Origin of the sequence: Roseateles chitinivorans, assembly GCF_002761755.1 — a bacterium.
Classification (GTDB): domain Bacteria; phylum Pseudomonadota; class Gammaproteobacteria; order Burkholderiales; family Burkholderiaceae_C; genus Roseateles; species Roseateles chitinivorans.
Genome location: NZ_PEOG01000224.1, coordinates 1 through 436 on the forward strand (window position 1 = coordinate 1; position 436 = coordinate 436).

The 436-nt window shown below is 67.7% G+C and carries 1 pseudogene; it reads left to right on the plus strand.

Annotated elements, in window-relative coordinates:
* Window positions 1-436 (plus strand): annotated as a pseudogene (locus CS062_RS25465) (hypothetical protein); the annotation flags it as partial.

A 436-nucleotide genomic window follows, 5' to 3' on the forward strand; every position in this document is an offset into this window, starting at 1 on the left:
CTACCGGGTCACCAGCCCGCGTCAACTCGCCGACGTGGCGGCAACCTTGCTCACCTACGGACGCCGGCGGGTCCACCGCGTCGCCGTCATCGCCGACGGCGGCGGCCACGCCGGCGTCGGCTCAGATGTGGTGGAAGCGAACGGCCTGTCGGTGCCCCGGTTTCCGACTGCGTTGAGCACAGCCCTGCGGCCACTGCTCCCCCCGTCCGCCGGTGTGACCAATCCCGTCGACATTGCCGGCGGCGGCGAACAGGACATCGGCTGCTTTGCTTCCGTGCTCGACGCCGTAATGTCGAGCGCTGAGATCGATTCGGTTCTTCTCACGGGATATTTCGGCGGATACGCCGAATACGGTGAGGGTCTGGCCCGTGACGAACTCGACGTCGCCGCCCGCATCGCCACGATCGCGCAGACCCACCAGAAACCCCTCGTGGTC